The 22,878-nt window shown below is 63.2% G+C and carries 20 protein-coding genes; 12 read left to right on the top strand and 8 right to left on the bottom strand.

Annotation, left to right across the window (positions count from 1 at the left end; genetic code table 11):
* Positions 1-15 precede the first annotated feature (15 nt).
* Positions 16-2,844, top strand: a complete 2,829-nt coding sequence (gene uvrA, locus PG898_RS07940; protein WP_270823574.1) for an excinuclease ABC subunit UvrA — start codon at positions 16-18, stop codon at positions 2,842-2,844.
* Between the two features lie 186 nt (positions 2,845-3,030).
* Here the strand turns inward: uvrA and PG898_RS07935 are convergent, their stop codons facing one another.
* Entirely contained in the window at positions 3,031-3,156 is a 126-nt protein-coding gene (locus PG898_RS07935; RefSeq protein ID WP_005328766.1) for a hypothetical protein, read from the bottom strand.
* Positions 3,157-3,480: 324 nt separating this feature from the next.
* Between PG898_RS07935 and PG898_RS07930 the strand changes: the two genes are divergently transcribed.
* The 3 genes from PG898_RS07930 to PG898_RS07920 all read left to right on the top strand — a co-directional run bounded on the left by PG898_RS07930 (position 3,481) and on the right by PG898_RS07920 (position 7,726).
* On the top strand, positions 3,481-4,092 hold the full coding sequence (locus tag PG898_RS07930; protein WP_041206519.1) for an OmpW family outer membrane protein: 612 nt from the start codon (positions 3,481-3,483) through the stop codon (positions 4,090-4,092).
* Between the two features lie 200 nt (positions 4,093-4,292).
* Positions 4,293-6,272: a methyl-accepting chemotaxis protein gene (locus PG898_RS07925; protein WP_161506833.1), complete on the top strand. Its 1,980-nt coding sequence runs from the start codon at positions 4,293-4,295 to the stop codon at positions 6,270-6,272.
* A gap of 8 nt (positions 6,273-6,280) precedes the next feature.
* Positions 6,281-7,726 (top strand): ABC transporter substrate-binding protein, encoded by a 1,446-nt coding sequence (locus tag PG898_RS07920; RefSeq protein WP_182786781.1) that lies wholly within the window; start codon positions 6,281-6,283, stop codon positions 7,724-7,726.
* Between the two features lie 62 nt (positions 7,727-7,788).
* On the opposite strand, the gene PG898_RS07915 is transcribed toward PG898_RS07920, so the two are convergent.
* Positions 7,789-8,583 (bottom strand): GNAT family N-acetyltransferase, encoded by a 795-nt coding sequence (locus tag PG898_RS07915; protein ID WP_270823575.1) that lies wholly within the window; start codon positions 8,581-8,583, stop codon positions 7,789-7,791.
* A 326-nt stretch (positions 8,584-8,909) separates the two neighbouring features.
* On the opposite strand from PG898_RS07915, the gene metF reads away from it, so the two are divergent.
* Complete coding sequence (gene metF / locus PG898_RS07910) at positions 8,910-9,806, top strand: methylenetetrahydrofolate reductase (protein ID WP_025328549.1); 897 nt, start codon at positions 8,910-8,912, stop codon at positions 9,804-9,806.
* A 178-nt stretch (positions 9,807-9,984) separates the two neighbouring features.
* Here the strand turns inward: metF and PG898_RS07905 are convergent, their stop codons facing one another.
* Positions 9,985-11,949, bottom strand: coding sequence for an LTA synthase family protein (locus PG898_RS07905; protein ID WP_270823576.1), 1,965 nt, complete (start codon positions 11,947-11,949; stop codon positions 9,985-9,987).
* Between the two features lie 260 nt (positions 11,950-12,209).
* On the opposite strand from PG898_RS07905, the gene PG898_RS07900 reads away from it, so the two are divergent.
* Together PG898_RS07900 and PG898_RS07895 are read left to right on the top strand one after the other, a co-directional pair.
* Complete coding sequence (locus PG898_RS07900) at positions 12,210-12,482, top strand: DUF2442 domain-containing protein (protein WP_005328751.1); 273 nt, start codon at positions 12,210-12,212, stop codon at positions 12,480-12,482.
* Between the two features lie 124 nt (positions 12,483-12,606).
* A complete protein-coding gene (locus PG898_RS07895; RefSeq protein WP_180344964.1) occupies positions 12,607-14,223 on the top strand; it encodes an alpha-amylase family protein in 1,617 nt (538 codons plus the stop codon).
* Between the two features lie 46 nt (positions 14,224-14,269).
* Here PG898_RS07895 and PG898_RS07890 read toward each other — a convergent pair whose 3' ends face one another.
* Positions 14,270-15,718 (bottom strand): RimK family protein, encoded by a 1,449-nt coding sequence (locus PG898_RS07890; RefSeq protein WP_268433669.1) that lies wholly within the window; start codon positions 15,716-15,718, stop codon positions 14,270-14,272.
* Positions 15,719-15,904: 186 nt separating this feature from the next.
* On the opposite strand from PG898_RS07890, the gene PG898_RS07885 reads away from it, so the two are divergent.
* From PG898_RS07885 to PG898_RS07870, 4 genes are all read left to right on the top strand, one after another.
* Positions 15,905-16,378: a GNAT family N-acetyltransferase gene (locus PG898_RS07885; RefSeq protein WP_139751030.1), complete on the top strand. Its 474-nt coding sequence runs from the start codon at positions 15,905-15,907 to the stop codon at positions 16,376-16,378.
* 179 nt (positions 16,379-16,557) lie between these two features.
* A complete protein-coding gene (locus PG898_RS07880; protein ID WP_025325522.1) occupies positions 16,558-16,803 on the top strand; it encodes a DUF3624 family protein in 246 nt (81 codons plus the stop codon).
* Between the two features lie 42 nt (positions 16,804-16,845).
* Positions 16,846-17,592, top strand: a complete 747-nt coding sequence (locus tag PG898_RS07875; RefSeq protein ID WP_270823577.1) for an SDR family oxidoreductase — start codon at positions 16,846-16,848, stop codon at positions 17,590-17,592.
* A 214-nt stretch (positions 17,593-17,806) separates the two neighbouring features.
* A complete protein-coding gene (locus tag PG898_RS07870) occupies positions 17,807-18,244 on the top strand; it encodes a hypothetical protein (RefSeq protein ID WP_270823578.1) in 438 nt (145 codons plus the stop codon).
* A 114-nt stretch (positions 18,245-18,358) separates the two neighbouring features.
* On the opposite strand, the gene PG898_RS07865 is transcribed toward PG898_RS07870, so the two are convergent.
* The gene (locus PG898_RS07865) at positions 18,359-18,940 is read right to left on the bottom strand and encodes a hypothetical protein (RefSeq protein ID WP_041206510.1); all 582 of its coding nucleotides are present in this window, start codon (positions 18,938-18,940) and stop codon (positions 18,359-18,361) included.
* A 193-nt stretch (positions 18,941-19,133) separates the two neighbouring features.
* Between PG898_RS07865 and PG898_RS07860 the strand changes: the two genes are divergently transcribed.
* Entirely contained in the window at positions 19,134-20,309 is a 1,176-nt protein-coding gene (locus PG898_RS07860) for an iron-containing alcohol dehydrogenase (RefSeq protein WP_182786769.1), read from the top strand.
* Positions 20,310-20,529: 220 nt separating this feature from the next.
* Here the strand turns inward: PG898_RS07860 and PG898_RS07855 are convergent, their stop codons facing one another.
* From PG898_RS07855 to PG898_RS07845, 3 genes are all read right to left on the bottom strand, one after another.
* Positions 20,530-21,156: a glutathione S-transferase family protein gene (locus PG898_RS07855; RefSeq protein ID WP_270823579.1), complete on the bottom strand. Its 627-nt coding sequence runs from the start codon at positions 21,154-21,156 to the stop codon at positions 20,530-20,532.
* A gap of 101 nt (positions 21,157-21,257) precedes the next feature.
* On the bottom strand, positions 21,258-22,526 hold the full coding sequence (locus PG898_RS07850) for an O-acetylhomoserine aminocarboxypropyltransferase/cysteine synthase family protein (protein ID WP_043128897.1): 1,269 nt from the start codon (positions 22,524-22,526) through the stop codon (positions 21,258-21,260).
* Positions 22,527-22,684: 158 nt separating this feature from the next.
* Positions 22,685-22,861, bottom strand: coding sequence for a hypothetical protein (locus PG898_RS07845; RefSeq protein WP_081934379.1), 177 nt, complete (start codon positions 22,859-22,861; stop codon positions 22,685-22,687).
* Between the last annotated feature and the right edge of the window lie 17 nt (positions 22,862-22,878).

Raw genomic sequence — 22,878 nt, 5'->3', positions numbered from 1 at the left:
CGAGCGCGCAACAAGATGGAAAAAATCGTGATCCGGGGTGCCCGCACCCACAACCTCAAAAACATCAATCTGATTCTGCCCCGCGACAAGTTGATCGTGGTCACCGGCCTGTCCGGTTCCGGCAAGTCTTCCCTGGCGTTCGATACCCTCTATGCCGAAGGCCAGCGCCGCTATGTGGAGTCGCTCTCCGCCTATGCCCGCCAGTTCCTCTCCCTGATGGAGAAACCGGACGTGGATCATATCGAGGGGCTCTCGCCGGCCATCTCCATCGAGCAGAAGTCCACCTCCCACAACCCGCGCTCGACCGTCGGCACCATCACCGAGATCTACGACTACCTGCGTCTGCTGTTTGCCCGGGTCGGCGAGCCGCGCTGTCCGACCCACGCCATCCCGCTCGCCGCCCAGACCATCAGCCAGATGGTGGATCAGGTGCTGGCCCAGCCCGAAGGCACCAAGCTGATGTTGCTGGCACCTGTGGTGCGCAATCGCAAGGGGGAGCACACCAAGCTGCTGGAGAACCTGGCGGCCCAGGGCTACATTCGTGCTCGCATCGATGGGGAGGTGTGCGATCTCTCCGATCCTCCCCCGCTGGAGCTGCACAAGAAGCACACCATCGAAGTGGTGGTGGATCGCTTCAAGGTGCGTGATGACCTGGCGCTGCGCCTCGCGGAGTCTTTCGAGACGGCACTGACCCTCTCCGGCGGCATCGTGCTGGTGGCGCCCATGGACGGGGAGGAGGGGATTGCCCCCCTGATCTTCTCCGCCAACTTCGCTTGCCCCGAGTGCGGTTACTCCATGTCGGAGCTGGAGCCACGCATCTTCTCCTTCAACAACCCGGCCGGCGCCTGCCCCACCTGCGACGGCCTCGGGGTGCAGCAGTACTTCGATCCCGCCAAGCTGATCCACGATCCGGGCCAGAGCCTGGCCGGTGGCGCCATCCGCAGTTGGGACAAACGCAGCTTCTATTACTTCCAGATGCTGAAATCCCTCGCCGAGCACTACAAGTTCGATCTGGAGGCACCCTGGGAGGATCTGCCAGCCAAGACCCAGGAGGTGATCCTGCGCGGCTCCGGCCGCACCGAGATCGAGTTCCGCTACATGAACGATCGCGGCGATGTGGTGGTACGCAAGCACCCGTTCGAGGGGATATTGCACAACATGGAGCGCCGCTACCGGGAGACTGAATCCAACTCGGTGCGGGAAGAGCTGGCCAAGTACATCGCCAACAAGTCCTGCACCAGCTGCGGTGGCAGCCGGTTGCGGGAAGAGGCGCGCCATGTCTTCGTGGACAACCGTAATCTGCCGGCCATCGCCGAGCAGTCCATCGGCGATGCGCTCGCCTTCTTCGAGGGGTTGAACCTGAGCGGCCAGCGCGCCCAGATTGCCGAGAAGATCCTCAAGGAGATAGTCGAGCGGCTCGGCTTCCTGGTCAACGTGGGCCTCAATTACCTGAGCCTCTCTCGCAGCGCCGAAACTCTCTCCGGCGGCGAGGCGCAGCGGATCCGGCTGGCGAGCCAGATCGGTGCCGGTCTGGTAGGGGTGATGTACGTACTGGATGAGCCCTCCATCGGCCTGCACCAGCGAGACAACGAGCGGCTGCTCAAGACCCTCACCCATCTGCGCGATCTGGGCAATACCGTCATCGTGGTGGAACACGACGAGGATGCCATCCGCCTCGCCGACCATGTGCTCGATATCGGCCCCGGGGCCGGCGTGCACGGTGGTGCCATCGTCGCCCAGGGGACACCGGAAGAGATCATCGCCAACCCCGAATCGCTGACCGGTGACTACCTCTCCGGTCGCAAGCAGATCGCCATTCCGGATGAGCGCACCCCGCTCACCGGCAAGTGGTTGAAGCTCAAGGGGGCGAGCGGCAACAACCTGCGCAACGTCAACCTGGATCTGCCCATCGGGGTGATGACCTGCGTCACCGGGGTCTCCGGCTCCGGCAAGTCGACCCTGATCAACGACACCTTGTTCCGCATCGCCCACCGGGAGCTCAACAAGGCCACCGAGTCCACGCCGGCCCCCTATCGCGAAGTGGAAGGGCTGGAGCATCTTGACAAGGTGGTGGACATCGATCAGAGCCCGATCGGCCGCACCCCGCGCTCCAATCCGGCCACCTATACCGGTCTGTTCACTCCGATCCGCGAGCTGCTCTCCGGTACTCAGGAGGCGCGCTCCCGCGGCTACCTGCCGGGTCGCTTCTCCTTCAACGTCAAGGGGGGCCGCTGCGAGGCCTGTCAGGGGGATGGCGTCATCAAGGTGGAGATGCACTTCCTGCCGGATGTCTATGTGCCGTGCGACGTCTGCAAGGGCAAGCGCTACAACCGCGAGACCCTGGAGGTGAAGTACAAAGGCAAGAACATCCACGAGATCCTCGAGATGACGGTGGAAGATGCCCGCGTATTCTTCGATCCCGTCCCTGCGGTGGCGCGCAAGCTGCAAACCCTGATGGACGTGGGCCTCTCCTACATCCGCCTCGGCCAGTCCGCCACCACCCTGTCGGGCGGCGAGGCGCAGCGGGTCAAGCTGGCGCGGGAGCTCTCCAAGCGCGACACCGGCCAGACTCTCTACATCCTGGACGAGCCGACCACGGGTCTGCACTTCCACGACATCCAGCAACTGCTCAAGGTGCTGCACCAACTGCGGGATCGGGGCAATACGATCGTCATCATCGAGCACAATCTGGACGTCATCAAAACCGCCGACTGGATCGTCGATCTGGGGCCGGAAGGGGGCGCCGGTGGTGGCCGCATCCTGGTGACCGGCACGCCGGAGGAGATGAGCCGTTGCAAGGAGTCGCACACCGCGCGCTTCCTGGCCCCCTTGCTGAACAAGTAAGGGCACATCAGACAGACAAGGGGCCTTGGCCCCTTTTTTGTGGGCGATCGAGAGGGACGCGAGGGATCTTTCCTCGGGCCGGCGTCAGCGACGGGCGCAGACACTGAGCCTGGGAGTGGCTGAATGTGGCATTGGATCGGGCACGGCAGGACAGTCACCGGGAGTATGAGCGGTGACGGCGGAGTGTCAGTGAGCCAGCATCAGGAAGGCGAGGGCAAACAGAAAGCCGAGCAGGATAAACAGGAAGGAGCCGATGCCCCAGATGGCTGCCAGGATGCCGATGATTTTGTCTTTGCGTGTTTGTGGTTTCATAAAGATTAAATTACAGCATGGCTACATTGCTTTAATAAAATACGCTGACCGGCATAATTAAACAACAGTTAAAAGGCAATGTGAGCGCGTTTAAGGTGTATTTATTTGATATTTTAAGCCTGTTCTCATGGTGTGCTTATATTTCAACATGCTGTATTTAAATGGTTTTTTAGTATTTTGAGTTGATTTCATGATTGTTAGAAGCTGCTGTGTACATCCATCTATTTCTTGATAACTATTGAGCCAAATCAATAACCAGTCATTCACATCCTTTTATAGTTTTCGGGCTTACAACATAGAAAGAAAACAAAAAGGAAATATGTGATGAAAAAAGTCCTTCCTCTCCTGATCGCAGCCGCTTTTGCTTCCCCCGCCGTCCTGGCCCACCAGGCCGGCGACATTCTGGTGCGTGGCGGTCTTGCCTTCGTTTCCCCCCAGACCAGCAGTGACGACGTCCTCGGCACCGGCGAGCTGGATATCGACAGCAACATGCAGCTGGGGCTGACTCTCTCCTACATGCTGACGGACAACTGGGGCGTCGAGCTGCTGGCGGCGACCCCCTTCTCCCACTCGGTGTCGACCCCGGGGCTGGGTGAGGTCGCCAAGGTCAAGCACCTGCCACCGACCCTGATGGCGCAGTACTATTTCGGTGATGCCAACAGCAAGGTGCGTCCTTATGTCGGTGCCGGTATCAACTACACCACCTTCTTCGATGAAGAGGGCCGCGGGGCCCTGGCGGGCACGGATGTGAGCGTCGACTCCTCCTGGGGGTTGGCGGGTCAGGTGGGGCTGGACATGGCGATCAATGACCGCTGGTTCGTCAACGCCTCCGCCTGGCTCATCGACATCGACACCGACGTGCACACCGCAGTGGGCACCATCAACACCTCCATCGATCCGGTTGCCTTCATGTTTGGCGTCGGCTATCGCTTCTGATGATAGGGTTGGCCGCCTCAAGGCCATGACAACCAAGCATGTCTCTTTGGCCCGGCTCTGTTCGGGCCCTTTTCTGTCTGGCTCGGGGCAATAACTGTGATCCGGCCCCTCATAGTGTCACTTATTGCTCTTCCATTGCCTCGGCGTGCCGATAGCCTCTGCGTTAACCCCTTTATTTCCCAACGAGTGAGGATGTCTCCATGGGTTTATCTATCGTGCAGCGGATCATCGCCGGATTTGTGCTGATGTTGCTGCTGCTGGTTCTGCTGGGCTTCATCAGTATTCTGAAGATCCGGGGGATCAATGAGGGACTGTCCCAGGTATCGGATCGTGCCACTCCCCTGGTGATCGCCGTCGCCGGGCTCAAGGGAGCACTGCAGGACAGCAACCGCTGGGTGCTGACCTACAGGACCAGCGAGGATGCCACCCAGTTGCCGCAGCTGGCCAGCCAGTTCAAGGCGCAGCAGGCGCGCTTCGTTGCCCAGAGCAAGGAGATGGTCCGCTTCAACGATGTGGCCGAGGCGGGCGAGCGCTTTCGTCAGGTCGATGGGGCCACCCGGGAGTTCTACGGTCTGGCGGATCAGGTGCTGAGCCAGCATGGTCAGTGGATAGCCGCCCTCGATCGCCGTCATGAGCTGGAGCTGGCCTTTATCAGGCTCGAAGACACCTATCAGTGGGCCGCCGATCTGCTGCTGCAGCAGACCGCCAGCAAGCGTTCCATGCGCAACAAGGCCGAACTCATCACCTCCGGCATCGCCCGGGATCTGAAGAACATCCGTCGGGCCGACGCCAAGACAGATCTGAACGAACTGGAAAAGGTGCTCGCCAAGGATATCGAGATGGCGCGCAAGCGGCTCGAGCGGGTGCTGGTGCCCGATGACGTGAGGCAGCGCTTCGTCGTCAATCTGGACAGGATGCAGGAGCTGGCGCTCGGCCCGCAGGGACTGCTGGCCACCATGCGCAATGGCCAGCAGCTTGCCGCCTCGTTGCAGAGCCTGAATCAGCAGCTCGACACCAGTCTGGTCAACAGCCTGGCGTTGCTGGACGAGATGGGCAAATCGGCGGGCAGCATCGCCAGCCAGAGCCGGATCGGGGCCGATGACGCCGTCAGCAGTGCCAGCTTCTGGATCCTGATCGTTTCCGCCATCTCCGCCGCCGCCGCGCTCATCATCGGTTACACCACGGCCCGCAGCATACAGCGTCCGCTGCAGCTGATCGATCGGGCACTGGATCGCATGGCCACCGGTGACATGACCCGGCGCATCGACTACCAGAGCCGCTGTGAATTCGGCAGCCTGACCCGTTCCATCAACACCCTGGCGGACAAGACGGGGGAGTTGCTCTCCCAGATCAACGCCGGTTCCCGCCATCTGGTGGAGGAGGCGAGCCGCGCCGCCGAGATAAGCGAAAGGGCTATGTCCAGGGTGCAGGATCAGAAGAGCCAGACCGACCAGGTGGCCGCCGCCATCACCGAACTGGAGGTGAGCGCCACCGAGGTGGCCCGCTCCACCGACGGCACCAAGCGCGAGGTGGATCTGGCCGATGAGGAGGCGCGTGCCGGTCGCAAACAGGTGGCGACCACGCGCCGGATCACCGAACAGCTGGCTGGCGCCATGGAGGAGGCGGTCGGCATCACCCACAAGCTGGGGGAATTCAGCAACAACATCGGCAGTATTCTGGACGTGATCCGCAGCATTGCCGAGCAGACCAACCTGCTGGCACTGAATGCGGCCATCGAGGCGGCACGGGCCGGTGATGCCGGCCGCGGCTTTGCGGTGGTGGCGGACGAGGTCAGGGCGCTGGCGAACCGGACCCAGACCTCGACCGAAGAGATCCAGGCCATGATCGAAAACCTGCAGAGCTCCAGCAAGCAGGTGATGGAGGTGATGGGGCGCAGCCAGGAGCAGACCCAGGGTTGCGTGTCACAGACCCGGGCCATGGATCAGGCGTTGCAATCCATCGCCGAGCGGATGAGTGCCATCAAGTCGATGGCGGATCAGGTCGCCCATGCGGCCCAGGAACAGATCTCGGTCAGTCAGGGGGTGGCCCGTCATATCGCCGGCATTGCGGACGTGGCCTACGAGACCGAACGGGAGGCCCGTGAATCGGCAGGCAGCAGTGAAGTGCTGGCGGATCTGGTCGCCAAACAGCAGCAATTGATCGCTCATTTCAAGGTGTAGGAGGACTTATGGCTAACAAGTGGATCGGGGCCCTGAGTCTCCTGTTGTGTGGCCAGCTGATGGCCAGCGAGCTGGTGATCGAAAGCTGGCGGATCGATGACAAGGCCCTGTGGGAGGAGAAGATCATCCCCGCCTTCGAGGCCGCTCATCCGGGCATCCAGGTGAGCTTCAACGGGGTGCAGAACGTCGACTACATGCCGACGCTCTGGGCCAGTTTGAAGGAGGGCAAGGCCGGGGATCTCATCACCTGCCGCCCGTTCGATGACTCCCTGGCCCTGTTCAAGGCGGGTCATCTGGCGGAGCTGAGCGAGATGGCCGGGATGGAGAATTTCCCGAGCTTCGCCCAGTCCCCCTGGCAGACCGACAGCGGGGCCCAGACCTTCTGCGTGCCCATGGCTTCCGTCATTCACGGCTTCTTCTACAACAAGCAGATCTTCAGCGAGCTGGGGCTGGCCGTGCCCCAGACCCGGGACGAGTTTTTCGCCGTGCTCGACAAGGTGAAGGCGGATGGTCGCTATGTGCCGCTGGCCATGAGTGGCTCCGAGAGCTGGGTCGCCTCCGAGCTGGGCTTCCAGAACATTGGCCCCAACTACTGGAAGGGGGAGGATGGCAGGCTGGCGCTGATTGGCGGCCAGGAGCGGCTCGACAACCCGCAATACGTCAAGGTGTTCGAGGAGCTGGCCCGCTGGCGTGCCTATCTCGGCGAGGGGGGGGAGGGTCGTGACTACGCCACTACCAACGAGCTATTCACCTCCGGCAAGGCTGCCTTCTATGCGGCCGGCTCCTGGGAGATAGCCCCCTTCACCGGCAAGGTGGACTTCGGTGTCATGCGCCCCCCTGTGGCAAAGCAGGGTGACGGTTGCTTCTTCACCGATCACACCGACATCGGCATGGGGATGAACCCGGCCAGCAAGAACAAGGAGGCCGCCATGACCTTCCTGCAGTGGCTGACCACCTCCCAGTTTGCCGAGCTCTATACCAATTCGCTGCCGGGGTTCTTCTCCCTCTCCAACCACTTCTTCGAGGCCACCAACCCGGCGGCCAAAGAGATGATGGAGTGGCGAGATCAGTGTGACTCTACCATCCGGGTCGCCACCCAGATCCTCTCTCGCGGCACCCCCAAGCTGGGGGATGAGCTGGCCGAGGTGAGTCAGAGTGTGCTGCTCGGCACCATGGCGCCGCAAGCCGCCGCCGACCGGCTGGAGCAGGGGCTGAAGGGTTGGTATGCCCCGCATCAAGGCCAGCAGGCCAAGGCCGTGGACTGCCAATGCACGGCTCCCGCCGCCGTCTCTGCCGCGCCCGCCACGGTTGAGGCTTCCGTTGCTACGTCATCCGCGGCCATCTCGACCGCGCTGAGCGCGTCCCCCGTGTCTGCGGCTGTGGCTCCCTCGGCGGCTGCCTCGACCGACGTCGAGCAGGCGCTGGCCAGCGAGCTGGAAGCGCCGCAGCCCTGAAGGGCGGCACCATGAAAAAAAACGGGAGGCATCAGCCTCCCGTTTTCATTTGCGCCAGACGGCTATGGCTGGTGAGTCCAGCGGCACAGGCTGCCGATACGTGCCACCGGGACGAAACCCAGGGCGCGGTAGACCCGCTGGGCGTGGTAGTGCTCGTCGGCCACTATGATGAGCTGCCTGGCTCGCTCGAACCCCTGACGGGCGACCTGGCTCAGCAGTTGACGGCAGAGGCCCCGGTTTCGCCAATCCTGATGGGTACGAACCAGCTGGAAGCGCCCCATGGTGCCGGTGAAGAAGAGGCCGCAACTGGCGACCAGGCGACCCTGATGCCAGATCCCCCACCACTGTCCCAGTCCATCGGCGATCATGGCCTGATAGAGGTCGCGCCGTGACTGCAGGTAGGCGAGGTAGCTCTCCTCCTCATGACCTGGGTCCCTGTCATCGAGCTCCAGGGTCAGCCAGTCATCCCAGTCGGCAGGGGTGAAGGGGCGGGCCGGGGCGAGGTCCTGGTCGCTCGGTGTCTGCCAGCTGGCGGCTTCCAGTGCCAGCACCACGCACTCCATGTATTGGTATCCCGCCGCCACGAAGCCGGCGACCCGGCTGTTCTGTCCCTCGGCCAGCGGCCACTGGAAGGTGCGATGGCGGATCCTGGGATCCTGGCCGATCAGCTTGTCGAAGCTGGCTTCGAGCCAACCCTTGTCACGGTCGCTGGGGGGCGTGGGGAGCAGCAGATAGTTGCCGAAGTAGTAATCCGGGGCGGTCGGGGTGCGCACTGTCCAGAACCCTTCATGGTCCGTCACCTCGCCCTGATAGCGATCGAACAGCAAATCGGTGGCAAAACCGGGGTGATCTTCCATGACAAGGCTCCTGCAAATGCTTGAATTGATTATCGGCAGGGAGGGGGAGAAGTTAAAAAAAGGCCGGGAAACCCGGCCAAACAATCACACGCAGATTCAGAACGTCCAGGACGATCCGCCCGCATCATAGCGTGCCTGAGGACATTTTGGGATGGGGCCGCTCGCGACTTGGGTTGAATTGCAAAATAAAAAAATCGCTTATCCCGCCTTCGTGGGTAAATCGAGGTTGACTTTGAGCCGTTTTCTCATAAAGATAGAAAGACGTTTAGACGTCCAAACATCCGTTTTGACGTACAGGAATCGGTTGTAGGACAGGGAGAGAGCAGATGGGATTTCACAGCGCGCGTCAGGTCGAGGCACTCAACCAGAGTCTGGCTGACTTGGGTAACAACATTTCGGTCAGTTTCGAGTTTTTTCCACCCAACAGCGAAGGGATGGAGAACACCCTCTGGCAATCCATCGAACGACTGCAGGTGCTGGAACCCAAGTTTGTCTCCGTGACCTATGGCGCCAACTCGGGCACCCGGGATCGCACCCACAAGGTGATCAAGGACATCAAGGAGCGCACCGGCCTCATCGCCGCGCCGCACCTGACCTGTATCGATGCCAGCCGCGACGAGCTGAGAACCATTGCCCGTGACTACTGGAACAGCGGCATTCGCCACATAGTGGCACTGCGTGGTGACTTGCCCCCCGGACTCGACAAGCCGGACATGTATGCCACCGATCTGGTCGCCCTGCTCAAGTCCGAGGCCGACTTCGACATCTCGGTTGCCGCCTATCCGGAAGGCCACCCCGAAGCCAGGAGCGCGCAGTCCGACCTGCTCAACCTCAAGCGCAAGATAGATGCCGGTGCCAACCGCGCCATTACCCAGTTCTTCTTCGATGTGGAGACCTACCTGCGTTTTCGTGATCGCTGCGCCGCCATCGGCATCGATGCCGAAATCGTGCCCGGGATACTGCCGGTCTCCAATTTCCAGACCCTCAACAAGTTTGCCGGCTTTACCAACGTGAAGATCCCGCGCTGGATGCACCAGCGGTTCGAGGGGCTGGATAACGATCAGATGACCCGCAACATGGTAGGCGCCAGCATCGCCATCGATCAGGTGCGCGTGCTGAGCCAGGAAGGGGTGAAGGATTTCCACTTCTACACCCTGAACCGATCCGAGCTGACCTACGCCATCTGCCATACCCTGGGAGTGAGGCCGAAAGGCCAGGCCTGATCCCCATCAGCCCATATCCGCTTCGGCAGTGGATAGACCTTATTTCAGCCAACCTTGAGCCCCCGATGCACCGCACCGGGGGATCCTATTTCAGAGAGGAAAGGTGGGGCCATATTCAGGATGAGGCAGCAAAAACGAAAAAACCGCCAGCTGGCGGTTTTTTCGTTTCTTCATCCCTTCAGTTGAGGGCGAGCCTGTCGTCTGGCGCCGTCTGGTAGAGTCCCTGCTGGTAGGCCAGGTTGCCCCAGAGCACCAGGCCCAGTGCGGCATCCTTCATGGCATCCGCTTGCGGGGCCGGGGTGAGGGTCTCGCTGGCATCGTCATAGATGAAGCCTTCCGGCGTCCGCTCCGGCTGCAGTATCACCACATCCTTGCCCCGCATCAGGGCGAAGTTCTTGTCGTACTGCATGATGGCGCGCCCCGGCCAGTCTGCTGGCATGCGGGTCAAATCCTTGCCCAGCATGGGGTAGTCGGCACTTATGCCCATCAGGGAGAGCAGGGTGGGCGCCATGTCTATCTGGCTGACGATGCGCGGATCCTGTTTCGGCGCTATGCCCTCTCCCACTATGACCCCCGGGATATGGAAGCGGGGGATGGGTACCAGGCTGGCGCCGCCGACCCGGCTGTCGTGATCGGCGATGACCAGGAACAGGGTGTCCTTCCAGTAGTCCGATGCCTTGGCCTTCCTGAAGAACTCGCCGACGGCGTAATCCGCGTACTTGGCGGCGTTGTTGCGGGTCGCCTTTGGTTGTTCATAGAGGGAGATGCGGTCGTCCGGGAACTCGAAGGGATCGTGGTTGCTGGAGCTGAACACCAGGCTGAAGAAGGGTTTGCCCTGCTTGTGCAGTGCCTCGAAGGTGTCGTTGGCCTTGGCCATGAGATCTTCATCAGAGGCACCCCATGAGCCCTCGAACTCCGGGTTTTTGAAGTCCTTCTGCTCGACTATGGTTGTGAAGCCATTGCCGAGGAAGAAGCTGCGCATGTTGTCGAAATGGCTCTCGCCGCCGTAGATGAAGCTGGTGTCATAGCCCCGCTGCCTGAGCAGATCCGCGATGGTGAAGAAGTTGGTTTGGCTCTTGCCGAGCTTGACCACTGCCTGGGCCGGAGTCGGCGTGAAGCCGGTCAGCACCGCCTCTATGCCGCGCACCGAGCGAGTGCCAGTGGCGTAGAGCTGCTCGAACGCCCAGCCCTCCCGGGACAGCGCATCTATGTTGGGGGTCAGCGGCAGGCCGCCGAGGGAGCCGACAAACTGGGCGCCCAGGCTTTCTTGCAGCAGGATCACTAGGTTCTTCGGCTTGCCGCTATGGCTGGCTGAGTTGAAGGTCTGGCTGGGCAGGGTCTCGGAGCTGAAGTCCTGGTCGGGGCGGCCGCTCTCCTCGCGCACCAGCGCCAGGATCCGCTCCTTGGGCAGTTCCCCGTAGAATTCGCCGGCACTCTCCTCGTTGCTCATCTGCTTGATGGCGAAGAAGAGGGAGTAGGCGGAGTTGACCGTCAGGGCATTGACCAGGGGATCGCTTGCGAATGCCACCATGGCCGGGTTCAGGGCCCGGTGCCCCAGGCTGGAGCGTGCACCGAGGAAGCCGATGGCCAGGATCAGCAGGGCGAAGGCCGGGCGCAGAGTCCAGCGTGGGAAGCTCAGGTGCCGCATCAGGCGCCCGCTCAACCACCAGCCGCCCCCCAGAGTCAGCAGGCTGAACACCAGGGCCAGCAGCAGTTCGCCCTTGCGGCCCGCCCACAGCATGGCGAGCACCTCCTTCGGGTAGATGAGGTATTCGATATAGAGGCGATTGGGGCGTACCCCGTATTCGGTGACGAAGGCGGGGGTGGAGATCTCGAGGAAGAGCATCAGCCAGAGCCCCAGGGTCAGCCAAACCCGGATGAGTTGCATCCAGGCGCGGCCCAGGGCGTGGGGGCCGGCCAGCAGCATAGTGAAGACGGCGGGGACACCCCACAACCAGCAGAGGGTGGCAAGGTCGACCCGGATACCTTGCAGCAGCAGTTGCGACCAACCGGCGACGGCGTCGACCCGCTCTTGTTGCCAGAGCCCCAGGCCTGCCCGGCTGGCGGAGAGGGTGATGAGCGCGATCACTGAAAAAATGGCGATGGGCCAAAATGGACCCAGCCAATGTCTTATTTTTGTCATTGTTTTTCCTGATAAAGCCTGTTCTTTGATGCCCATCCGAGGACAACTTTTTTATATTGCAGGGTTATGACAATGGGGGCGGAGAAAGGTTGCGGCGCAGGGCCCTACTGGACTCTATTGATAACATTGATTTTTAAATGAGGGCTCCTGGGTCGCCAAAAGACAGCATAAATGACTGGGCATTGTGTGATCCTCATTGCAAAGCGGGACGGGAGGCTTGCCTATAATGGCGCCGGATTTTCTCAATCGGAGCCGAAGGGATGCCGGTCTTCATCGATGTGGAGTATGTGCATGACTGGTGCCTGTTCGTGGTGCTCTCGGATGGCACTACCGGGGTGCTGGACCTGACCCCCTGGCGTAGCCAGCCCCTGTTTGCCGCCATTGACACCGAGCGTCGCTTCGCCCGGGTCTTCATCAATCGCCGCCACCAGCTGGAGTGGCCTGGAGGCTTCACCCTGTCGGCCCAGGAGGTCTATCACCTGATCAAGCCCATCGACGAGCGCGACGCCTTCCACGATCGCAACACGCATTGAGCCTTGCCTGCTAACGCGTTGAGTCAGGTAACGTTTTCAGTCACAGATCCGCTTTGGCGAGGCCGCTATCATGGCTCCAGGGTGGCGTATTTTGCGCCAGCACCATCACAGCGGGAAGATAACAATGAAACAAGGAAGGTTGCGCCATGGCGGCCTGATCGGGGCCGCCTTGTTACTGACAGCGTGCGGCAGCGGCGGCGGGGGCTCCAGCAGCGAACCCCAGCCCCCCGTGGTCAATCCGCCCCCCACCTCGGACAGCCGCGCCTGCTACGGCGATGATCAGCCCGCCTGCAACCTGCGCACCTATCAGGTGATGGTGGAGTCCTTCGTCGATGGCGACGGCAGTGCCAACTACGGTGTCGGCTACGGTCCTTCCCGGCACAACGGCGATCTGCAGGGGATCATCGACAGCCTGGACCACATCAAGAGCCTCAACGTCAACGCCATCTGGCTGACCCCTGTGTTCGACTCCTGTGCCGGTCAGGCCGGGGACGATCGGCTGGATGCCACCGGCTACTTCGCCTGCGACTTCTTCAACGTGGACCCGAACTTCGGCAGCAATGCCCAGTTGAAAAAACTGGTCGAGGCGGCCCATCAGCGTGGGCTGCATGTCTTCCTGGACGGCGTGTTCGGCCACGTCAACCGGGTCGGGGTGAGCAAGCCTTCGCCGGAGGGGCGTCTGCCCGCCCTCAAGAGTGGCGGCGCCGGCTACCCTGGCCAGCTGGTGGATTACGATCAGCCCGAGAGCCTTGCCTACTTCAAGGAAGTGGCCCGCTACTGGGTCGAGCAGTACGGCATCGATGGCTGGCGCCTCGATCAGGCCTATCAGCTAGGGCTGGACGAGTGGCGCGCCATTCGCAGCGAGGTGGAGCAGGCCAGTGCGGCGCGCAAGGCTGCCGGCCAGCAGTGGGGCACCCTGGGCTACATGGTGGGGGAGGTGTGGAAGGGGGCCGACGACATCCGTAACGAGGCCTACGGCAGCAGCGACAACCCGGCGCTCTCCTCTGCGTTCGACTTCCCGCTGCGCTACGGCTTGGTGCAGGCGCTGGCGGTGGAGGAGTCCGGCAAGGGTGGCCAGGGGGCCAGCGTGCTTGATGCCAGCTGGAACAAGGTGGAGAACTACCCGGATCACGCCATGCCTAACCTGATGCTGGGCAACCACGATCTGGTGCGCTTCGGGGATCTGCTGGAGCGCGGCAACTTCAATCCGGCGGACTACTGGCAGCGTCACAAGGCGGCCTTCAGCTTCCTGGCGGCACGCTCCGGCCCTATCACCCTCTATTACGGCGAGGAGTTTGGCGACGAGGTGCCGGGCTTTGCGGCCCAGGTGGGTGGCGACTGTGCGGCCCAGGGGCTGTGTGACGATCACGTGGCTCGCAGCGACGGCAAGGTGCCCGGTGTCACCGGCTTTGCACCGAGCAGCGAGCAGGCCGAGCTCAAGCAGTGGCTTGGCCAGCTGTTGGCCCTGCGTGCCGCCCACCCCGCCCTCTATCAGGGGGAAAGGATCAAGCTGGTGGCCGAGGGCAGCGTCTACGGCGACATCAAGCAGACGGCGGCGGAGCAGATAGTCTACCTGCTCAATGTCTCCACCACGCCCCAGAGCTATGCCGTGCCGGTTGGCAAGCTGCGCAGCGGCAGCGCCCTGGTGGATCTGCAGAGCGGCGAGCGCCTGGCCATGGGGGGCAGCAGCCTGACGGTGGACTTGCCCCCCCTCAGTGGTCGCTTCCTGCAGTTGCAATAACGCCTGTCCCATCACAAAGAGGGCCCCAGCACGGGGCCCTCTTTGTTTATGGTCGATCAGGGGCGCTCTGCCCCCGGTTCTCCAGCCGTTGCCGGAAGGCCCTGGCCAGGCGTTCATAGAGATCCCTGGCCTCTCTGTCTTCGATGTCGCCACGGATCCAGGGGTTGTCGATGATTTCCAGCAGCACGCAGCCCTGGCCTTGCTGGCGCAGATCCACCCCGAACAGGCCGTTGCCGAGCTGGTGCACGGCACGGCGGGCGGTCTGCAACACCCGTTCCGGCACCTCGGTGAGCGGCAGCGCCTCGATCCGGCTCATGTCGAGGGGGTGCTTGCGGCGGCGGATACGGTTGCCCGGCTCCGGCCGGTAACGGCGGCAGGCGAACAGCGGCGAGCCGTCGAGAAAGCCGATGCGCCAGTCGAACTCGGCGGGGATCCGGCTTTGCACCAGCAGCAGGGCGGAGCGGCCCAGCCCCTCGTCCAGCAGGCGGGCGAGCTGGGTCTCGTCGCTGGCCATGGCGAGATCACGGCCCTGGGCACCGTCGGGCACCTTCACCATCAGCGGCAGGCCGAGGCGCTGCACCAGCTCGTCCACCTGGTGGCGGCCACGGCGGGTCACCACCATGGTGGGCGGCATGGGCACGCCGCTGCGCACCATCAGCTCGTAGAGGTAGAGCTTGTTGCTGCAGGCGAGGATGGCGCGGGAACTGTCGATCACCGGCATCTTGAGCTGCTCGGCACGGCGGGCGAACTCGAAGGTGTAGTGGCCCACCGCGGTCTCGGCCCGCAGCCAGAGGGTGTCGAACTCCGGCAGCCGCTCGATGGCGGAGGGCGCCAGTATCTCGGCCTGGATCCCCTGGGCGGCGGCGGCCTGGATAAAGCGCTCGATCGCCAGGGCATCGCTGCTGGCCCGGCCATCGTTCTGATCCATCAGGATGGCGAGCTGATAGAGCGGCGCCGTCTGCTCCTCATCCCCGGTACCGACCAGGGCCTGGGCGTGCTGCAGCATCAGCTCCCGCTCTCGCGGGCTCAGCACCAGGGGGGAGAGGCTCTGCTGCTGGCGCACCGACCAGCCGTGACGGCCTCGTTTCAGCGTCAGCTCCTGCAGCGGTAGCTGGTTCAGGCCGTAGTAGTAGCGGGACAGCCCCGCCAGCTCGCTCTGTTCGCACTGACCGAAGATGGCGCGTACCCGGATCCTGTCCTCGCTTTGGCGGGCCAGCCAGCCCTGCAGCTTGCGCCACAGCTTGGCCGGTGGCTGCTGGGGTTGCTGCCGGCTGATGGCCTGCAGTCCCGGCAGGCAGTGGTGGCTGCGGGCCTGGGCCAGCAGGGAACAGTAATAGCCCGCACTCAGGTGCTCCAGGCTGCGGCAGAGATTGATGATGCGGGGACGGCCGCCGGTGGTGGGCACGCCGTGTTGCAGATAGGTGCGGGCGGTCAGCAGATAATCGGCACGGCAGGGCCAGTCGCCCGGCTCGTCGACGATGACATAGGTACTCATATTTTCGGCTCCACAGAAAGGACTGCCTGAAAAGGCAGGATCCCCAGTGGGCTTCGATGCACCGACAAGCACGACAATGGCGCGAGGGGAAACAAGAGGTTACAGTGCCTAATATTCTGCCTTGGTAACTTGTGATACAAGTCGCATTTCTGGTGCTGAGGATAAATAACCGAACAAGGACTCCCCGTGTTGACCGTGCGCGCGGCCCGAACCGATGATTTGGGCGCCATCGTGAAGCTGGAACGCTACTGTTTTCCCCCCGAGGTCGCCTTCGGCCGCAGCCGCTGGCACTACCTGCTCAGCCATGCCAGGGGTCGCACCCTGCTGCTGCTGGATGAGAAGGCGCAACTGATGGGCTACCTCAGCGTGCTGGAGCACAGGGGCTGGAACAGGCTCATCATCCAGACCCTCGCCATTCGCTGGACGGTGCGCCGCCAGGGTTGGGCCCGGCGCCTGCTGGAGCAGGTGATCCGGGAGGGCCGGGAAGCGGGCTGGGGGGCTATCCGGCTCGAGGTCGCCGATGCCAACCCGGAGGCCCAGACCCTCTACCATGGGCTGGGGTTTCGCCCCAGGCTCAGGCTGCCGGACTACTACGGCCCGGGCCAGCATGCGCACCGGCTGGTGCTGGCGCTGCGCCCAGCCGGGCGGGACGCATCGTGAATCGCCCTCTGGCATTGAGGGGCAGTCATGAGCTGGGATGACTGTCTCGCCACCGCGTTCGGGGTCAGCATGAGCCGCGCTGCCTCGACATCGAGGGGCCGCCATGAGCTGCGACAACTGCCTCGCCACCGCCTTCGGGGTCAGCATGAGCCGCGCTGCCGCGACATCGAGGGGGAGCCATGAGCTGTGACGACTGTCTTGCCACCGCCATCAGGGCCAGGCTGGGGCGCTGCCCGATCTGCGCCATCCAGACCTTCGTCATCGGGGCCGTGGGCTGGCTGGTCTGGTGGTGGTGTGGTGCAGACACCTCGGTCAACGCCCTCACCGGCCTGCTGTTTGCCCTGGGGGGCAGCGGCCTGCTGCTGCTGCACCTGTCGGTCTTCCTCTGGCGCAAGGTGACGGGGCGCGAGCTGGATAATGAGTGAATTTTTTTTGTTTCAACCAGATAAATCACAATGGAGGTTCAGATGATCGCAATGGTAACGGGCGCCTCGTCCGGGTTTGGTGAAGCCATCAGCCGTCTGCTGGTGAACGCGGGTTACAGGGTGATCGGCACCGGTCGCCGCGCCGAACGGCTGGCCGCCCTGGCCGACGAGCTGGGCGAGCAGTTCCTGCCGCTGGCGTTCGACGTGCAGGACAAGGCCGCCACCCGCGCCGCCATCGAGGGGCTGCCGGCCGAGTGGTGCGAGGTGGACCTGCTGGTGAACAACGCCGGACTGGCGCTCGGGCTTGAGCCCGCCCACAAGGCGGATCTCGAAGACTGGGAGCAGATGATAGCCACCAACATCAGTGGCCTGACCCTGCTCACCCGCCTGCTGCTGCCAGGCATGGTGGCGCGCAATCGCGGCCACGTGGTCAACATCGGCTCCATCGCTGGCACTTACCCCTACCCGGGCGGCAACGTCTATGGCGCCACCAAGGCGTTCGTGAAGCAGTTCAGCCTGAACCTGCGTGCCGATCTGGCGGGCAGCGCGGTGCGCGTCACCAATGTGGAGCCTGGTCTGTGCGGCGGTACCGAGTTCTCCAACGTGCGCTTCCACGGTGACGACGCCAAGGCGGCCACCGTCTATCAGGGGGTGCAGGCCATCCAGCCGGAGGACATCGCCAATACCGTGCTCTGGGTCAGTCAGCAGCCCGCTCACGTCAACATCAACAGCATAGAGATCATGCCGGTGGCCCAGACCTTCGGCCCGCTGCAGATCAGCCGTCGCTGAACCCCGTCTCGGCGGGATGAGAAGAGGCACCCCTGGGTGCCTCTTCTCGCTCTGTTTTCTATCCCGCCCGCCGCCCCCGTCTGGCGTCATCCACCCTCTATCCCAGATCGCTGCCAGCGAGTGGTCAAGTTGGCCTGCAACTTGCTGAGTCATGGTGATTGGCGGGGAGTGTCTCCCCGGACGCCGGTTTGGCCGGCAGCAGCGTGGAGCCTTCATGGATATCAAACCTTATGGTCAGCAACTCGCCCAGAGTGCGTCCCACAGCCGTGCCCTGGCCACCCTCAGTGGCGATGACAGCCAGCAGGGGAGCTGGGATCAGCAGGTCAGCCTCTCCAGCCAGGTGCTGACCGGCAAGGCGCAGCAGGTACTGACTTACGAGCATCTGGCCAGAAGCGGCAAGAGCGCCTCCCTGGCCGGGAGCGCCAGCAATACGGTGGTGCAGCAGCTGGTGGACAAGGCACTCGGCTTCGATCGCAAAAAATTTGACGATCTCGAGAGCCAGATCAAGGGGGTGGCCGACGACAAGACGCTCGCGGCCGAAGAGCGGGAGACCCAGACCCGGGCCCTGACCGAGCAGTGTGATGCCATGCTCAAGGCGGCCATGGACAGGCTCACCGGCAAGTCGTCGAGCGGACAGAGCGCCCAGGCCTGAGACCAATGACTCGAACGGCAATCTTTGGTGCCAGCCGGGCAAGATGTTGCCCCGGATGCCGGGGAAGGATGAAGCAGGGAGCGCCAGTGCCCTCCCTGCCGTAGAGGGCGTGCCTCAGGGCTTTGGCACTATCCCTATGGCGATTGCCGTGGTCTGGACCGCCTTGATCTGATCCCCCTTGGCGATCAGGGCGAACTGGGCCGGATCCTTCACCTTGAGGGTGAGGGTATTGTCCACACCCTTGACCCTGATGGTCTGCTGCGCCTTGTCGACGTCGATGACGTCGGCATAGATGGTCACCTGCATGCCGGCCCCGGCGCCCGGTTGCTCACCGGCGGCCGCCTTGCTCCCGTCTACTTCCACCACCCGTTTTCTCACCCCGGCGGTGCCCTTGAGCAGCTCGAGATCCAGCAGTTGCAGGTAGCGCAGCGCCACCACATCCCCCACCTTGAGATTCTGGAGGTTGGTCACCTCTTCCCCGGCAACCAGATCGAAGGTCTTGCCTTCGGCGTTTTTCAGGCTGACCTTGCGGGTCGCGAGATCGATGGCGGTAACGGTCGCCTCGGCCTTCACCTCTTCGGCCAGGCTGGCCTGGCCCGGGGTGACGGCCACATTGGTGGTGACCTCGGCGGCCTGTATCAGGGGATTGACACAGAGAGTGAGCACTCCTGCGATCCATGCGTGCTTCAGTTTCATGATTAGACCCTATGACTGGGAAACAGAACCCCGTGAGAGGTGCCATGATGGAGCAGGGGAGTGACCCCTTCTCCAGTGACACCATAGCAAAGTCACACCTGAGTACCATCATGCCAAAGGAGGCGGATCACCATTTTGATGGCTTGCTCCCGTTTTTTGACCCGATGGGTCGGCTGGCGCACAATCCCCCTGCATGCATTCAACCGAGGGCTCTGCCGTGTACAACTTCCAATATGCCAATCCCACTCGCATCTGTTTCGGGGAGGGCCAGATCGCCACATTGCCGGAGCTTGTCCCTGCAGGCAGCCGCCTGCTGGTACTCTACGGCGGCGGCAGCATCAAGCAGAACGGTGTCTATGAGCAGCTGACCCAGGCGCTGGCGGGCAGGGAGTGGCTGGAGTTTCCCGGCATAGGTGCCAACCCTCAGTACGATCAGTTGATGGAGGCGGTGGCTCTGGTCAAGCGCGAGCGCATCGACTTCCTGCTGGCGGTGGGCGGCGGATCCGTGGTGGATGGCACCAAGTTCGTGGCGGCGGCGGCCTGCTTCGAGGGCGAGGATCCCTGGGAGATCCTGCTGGACAAGGCACCGGTCAAGGCGGCCTTGCCGCTCGGCTGCGTGCTGACCCTGCCAGCCACTGGATCCGAGAGCAATCCGGCCGCCGTGGTGAGCCGGGGGGAGGCCAAGCTCTCCTTCTACAACCCGTTGGTGCTGCCCCGGTTTGCGGTGCTGGATCCCACCACCACCTACAGCCTGCCACCGCGCCAGGTGGGCAACGGCGTGGTGGATGCCTTCGTCCACATCCTGGAGCAGTACCTCACCTTCCCGGTGGGGGGCGAGGTGCAGGACAGGTTGGCGGAGGGCTTGCTGCAGGTGCTGGTGGACAACGGCCCACGGGCGCTGACGGAGCCCACCAACTACCAGGTGCGCGCCAACCTGATGTGGGCCGCCAGCTTGGCCCTTAACGGCCTCATCGGGCGCGGTGTGCCCCAGGACTGGTCCACCCATGCCATAGGTCATCAGCTCACCGCCCTGCACGGGCTGGATCATGCCCAGAGCCTGGCGGTGGTGCTGCCTTCATTACTGCGGGAGCAATCGGTCCAGAAGCAGGAGAAGTTGGCCCAGTTCGCCGAACGGGTGTGGCACTCCGGCCGCGAGGACAGGGCGCTGCGCATCGAGGAGGCCATCATTCGCACCGAGCAGTTCTTCCAGCAGATGGGGGTGGGCACTCGCCTCGCCGACTACGGTCTGACAGAGAGCTGCATCCCGGCTATCTGCTCCAACCTCAAACGCTTCGGCCTGACCGCCCTCGGGGAGCAGCAGGATATCGATCCCGACAAGGTAGCCAGGATCCTGTCCCACGCGCTCTAAGCCCGGGCTGTTGGCAGCCAGGGGAGCTCCGGGCAATATGTGGCCAGGATCCTCTCTCACGCCTGCTAGACCAGGGATCTGGCGCCAAGAAGCGATCCTGACAGTTATGCGGCGCGGATCCTTTCCTGCGCGCCCTAAGCCTCGGCACCCGCTCCGCAAAGAAAACGCCCCGATTGTCGGGGCGTTTTGCATTCCGGGGTGGGGCACTGAGGGGAGAGGATCAGGCTCCCAGATCCAGCTCGCGCTCCAGGGCTGCCGCCTTCTGGCGGGCCGGGTGGCTGTTGAGCCGCTCCCAGTAGGCCTCAAGGTGCGGGAACCGGGCCAGCTGGCCGCCCTGGGCCAGCAGATCCACCAGGAAGGAGTTCATGATGTCGGCGCCGGAGAGGCGATCCCCCACCAGATAGCGGCGGTTTGCCAGCACCTCGTTGAGATAGCCCAGCACCTTGGCGCACTCCGCCTTGGCGTAGTCCGGCAGGAAGCGCATCGGGCTGCCATCTTTTCGCACGAACATGTCCAGCAGCAGCGGCAGGATGCCGGAGCTCTCGGCAAAGTGGAGCCACTGCAGGTATTCGGGATAGTCGGGGCTGTCCGTGGCCGGCGCCAGCCGCTCGGCCGCATGGCGGGCGATCAGGTATTCGGTGATGGCACCGGATTCGGCCAGCACGCGGCCGTCGAACTCGATGACGGGTGACTTGCCGAGGGGGTGAATGGCCTTGAGCTCGGGGGGCGCGAGGAAGGTGGTGGCGTCGCGCTGGTAGGCCTTGATCTCGTAGGGCAGGCCCAGCTCCTCGAGCAGCCAGATGATGCGTTGGGAGCGGGATTTGTTCAGGTGGTGCAGGACTATCATGGGAACCTCGATTCGGTGGCGGGATTGTGTGTACGAACGGGCGAGGCAAGTGGTTCACCGGCAGACAAAAAAGAGCGGGCAGATGCCCGCTCTGTGCTGACTCAGGCTTCCAGCGCCTGATCCAGATCCGCCAGTATGTCTTCGATGGCCTCGATCCCCACCGACAGCCGGATCATCTCCGGTTTGACCCCGGCCTTGGCCTGCTCGGCTTCGCTCAACTGGCGATGGGTGGTGGAGGCGGGGTGGCAGGCCAGCGACTTGGCATCGCCGATGTTGACCAGCCGCTTGAAGATCTTCAGCGCATCGTAGAAGCGTACCCCCGCCTCATACCCTTCCTTCAGACCGAAGGAGAGGATGGCCGAGGGACGGCCGCCCATGTACTTCTCCGCCAGCGGATAGTGGGGGTGACCCGGCAGACCGGCATAGCTGACCCAGGCCACCTTGGGGTGATGCTTGAGGTGGTGGGCGACCCGCAGGGCGTTGTCCACGTGGCGCTCCATGCGCAGGCTCAGGGTCTCCAGCCCCTGCAGCAGCAGGAAGGCGTTCATGGGGGCCAGCGCCGCGCCGGTGTTGCGCAGGGGCACGGTGCGCACCCGGCCGATGAAGGCGGCCGGGCCAAAGGCGTCCGTATAGACCACCCCGTGATAGGAGGGCTCAGGCTGGGTGAGCTGGGGGAAGCGCTCGGCGTGATCCGCCCAGGGGAACTTGCCCGAGTCGACGATGACGCCCCCCAGGGAGTTGCCATGGCCGCCCACGTACTTGGTGAGGCTGTGTACCACTATGTCGGCGCCGTGCTCTATGGGTTTGCACAGCACAGGGGTGGCGACCGTGTTGTCGACGATGAGCGGCACGCCACGGGCGTGGGCCACCTTGGCGAAAGCCGCCAGATCGACGATGTTGCCCGCCGGGTTGCCTATGCTCTCGCAATAGACCGCCTTGGTCCTGTCGTCGATGAGGGCGGCGATGGCCTCGGCGCTGTCATCTTTAGCAAAGCGCACCTCGACCCCGAAACTCGGCAGCATGTGGGCGAACAGGGTGTAGGTGCCGCCATAGAGCTGGGGGGTGGAGACGATGTTGTCGCCGGCGGCGGTCAACGCCTGAATGGCGTAGGTGATGGCGGCGGAACCCGCCGAGACCACCAGCCCGGCTATGCCTCCCTCCAGGGCGGCCATCCGTTGCTCCAGCACATCGTTGGTGGGGTTCATGATGCGGGTGTAGATGTTGCCTGGCACCGCCAGGTTGAACAGATCCGCCCCGTGCTGGGCGCTGTCGAACTCGTAGGCCACCGTCTGGTAGATGGGCACGGCCACCGCCTTGGTGGTGGGATCGTGGGAAAAGCCGTGGTGCAGGGCCAGGGTCGCATCTTTCATCACACACTCCTTGTTGGATGTTGCTGGGTAGCAGTTATAGATGGATAGACGTCCAATCTAGCAGGCCCTGCGCCGATGTAAACCACCCAATCCGGCAAAGCAATGCCAGTGGGGTTGTGATCCTGCTGCGCCCTTTCCCGTCCTGAGTCCTGGCCCATTCAGAGGCGGCGACGATATTCCCTGTCGTCTATCTGGTGCATGTCCCACTGCATCAGGCGGTTGAGCTGATGCATGGGATCCTCGATCAGGGTCAGTGGGCGAGGCAGGATCCGGCGGAAGTAGCGGCGCAGGATCTGCTGGATCCGGTTCGGTGCATGGGGGTTGGTCTGGCTCATGATGGTGCTCCTGTGCT

This window comes from Aeromonas sp. QDB31 (assembly GCF_027707605.1).
Lineage (GTDB): Bacteria > Pseudomonadota > Gammaproteobacteria > Enterobacterales > Aeromonadaceae > Aeromonas > Aeromonas media.
The sequence above is the reverse complement of the archived record's forward strand: the minus strand, read 5'-3'. Positions and strand labels throughout refer to the sequence as shown.